Source organism: Acetobacterium paludosum (genome assembly GCF_008086595.1).
Taxonomy (GTDB): domain Bacteria; phylum Bacillota; class Clostridia; order Eubacteriales; family Eubacteriaceae; genus Acetobacterium; species Acetobacterium paludosum.
Genome location: NZ_RXYA01000037.1, coordinates 1 through 1,907, shown reverse-complemented (window position 1 = coordinate 1,907; position 1,907 = coordinate 1). Strand labels below are relative to the sequence as shown.

Genomic DNA, 1,907 nt, shown 5'->3' with positions numbered 1-1,907 from the left:
TAAGTGCGCCCGGCATGGACGCAATCTAACGGGTGAAAGTCCCGAGTACAGGTAGGTAGTGCCAAGTGCATAGCTTAAGGCAAGGGTGTCCCCGGCGACGGGGAATCTGAAGGAAGCCGGCGGCAAACTTCCGGTCTGACGAACAGAAATCACATCAGGCATCATCAAATGGGTAAGGTTGCTTAACAAACCGAAGCCCCAAAACTACTCGGAAGTTGATGGTGTAAATGTGGCAGATAGATGGAAGGAAAGATTGCGTTCTTACCCGGGGAGATCTCACGGACGTGTGGAAACAGCGTATGAAGCATGGTTGAAATAAGATTTGTCGTGAGAAGTCAGCCGAAGCCATAGTACAGAGACATTCCAGATGTCGAAGGAAGGGCTGAACCAGAGGAGGTGAAGATCAATGAAAATTACTGTCAGTGATAAAATAAAACACAGAAAACTTCAAAATGAAGGCGATCTGCAAAAGATATCTGCGGAACAGAAAAGATATGCAGACGTGTGCGCATCACCAAAGATAATTGAAACCGAAATCACCAACACAAGCGAGCAGACGGATGGATTGATGGAGAGAATTCTAACCCGTGATAATCTGAACCTGGCTTATAAACAGGTGAAGAAAAACAAGGGTGCAGGTGGAATTGACGGGATGCAGGTGGATGAACTTCTGCCCTACCTGAAAGAAAACCGGAATGAACTCATTGAAGCCATCCGAAGTGGAAAATACAAAACACAACCCGTCAGACGGGTAGAAATACCAAAAGAAAATGGGAAAATGCGAAAATTGGGAATTCCAACCGTTGTGGATCGACTGATTCAACAGGCGATCACCCAGGTGTTAACGCCGATATTCGAGCAACAATTCTCAGACAACAGTTATGGATTTAGACCCAAACGCAGCGCACAGGGTGCCCTGAAACAATGCCAGAAAAATATCACCGACGGATATAAATATGTCGTGGATATGGATCTGGAAAGGTACTTTGATACCGTCAATCACAGTCGACTCATTCAGATTCTGTCTGAAACCATCAAAGATGGTCGGGTCATCTCCCTGATCCACAAGTATCTCAATGCTGGCATAATGACAGGTGGCGTATTCGAGCGAAGTGAGGAAGGCGTGCCGCAGGGTGGCCCAATCAGCCCAATACTTGGGAACATCATGCTCAACGAATGCGATAAAGAACTGGAACGTCGTGGACACCGTTTTGTCCGCTACGCTGATGATCTGATGATTTTCTGCAAAAGCAGGAAAGCCACTGAACGAAGCCTCGAAAATATCGCACCGTTTATCGAAGGAAAACTGTTTCTTCATATTAATCGGGAGAAAACAAAGGTGGCCAACGTCGCGAAAGTGAAGTTCCTCGGATATGGATTCTATATTTTTAGAGGACAGGGAAGGCTGAGAGTTCACCCCCAGAGCATCCAGAAGCTGAAGGATAAAATCCGACAGATTACCGGACGCAGTAACGGGATGGGAATTCAAAGACGAAAAGAAAGGCTGCTGCAAATCGTACGGGGCTGGATCAATTATTTCAAGCTGGCAGATATGAAAAATATACTGAAACCGCTGGATGAATGGATGAGAAGCCGGATACGGATGCTAACCTGGAAACGATGGAAGAAAATAAAAACCCGCTTTATTAATCTCAAGAAATTGGGGTTGGATGAAGATCGGGCTTGGATGTGGGCAAACACAAGAAAAGGCTATTGGCGAACCGCCCATAGCCCAATCTTGCTGAGAACCCTGTCGAATGACCGTCTGAAGCGGGCAGGATATCCCAATTTTTATGATTATTATCTGCAAGTAGCTGTGTAAACTTTGGAACCGCCGTATACCGAACGGTACGTACGGTGGTGTGGGAGGTCGGCTGATCAATTAATGGTCAGCCTCCTACCCGATT

Annotated in this window: 1 protein-coding gene; it reads left to right on the top strand. The window is 46.4% G+C overall.

Going from position 1 to position 1,907, the window contains the following annotated elements; translation table 11 throughout:
- Positions 1–406 precede the first annotated feature (406 nt).
- The gene (ltrA, locus tag FZC41_RS17035) at positions 407–1,822 is read left to right on the top strand and encodes a group II intron reverse transcriptase/maturase (protein ID WP_148568648.1); all 1,416 of its coding nucleotides are present in this window, start codon (positions 407–409) and stop codon (positions 1,820–1,822) included.
- Positions 1,823–1,907 lie beyond the last annotated feature (85 nt).

Coding starts and splice junctions, on each gene's coding strand:
- ltrA (WP_148568648.1), top strand. CDS start 407: ATGAAAATTACTGTCAGTGATAAAATAAAACACAGAAAACTTCAAAAT.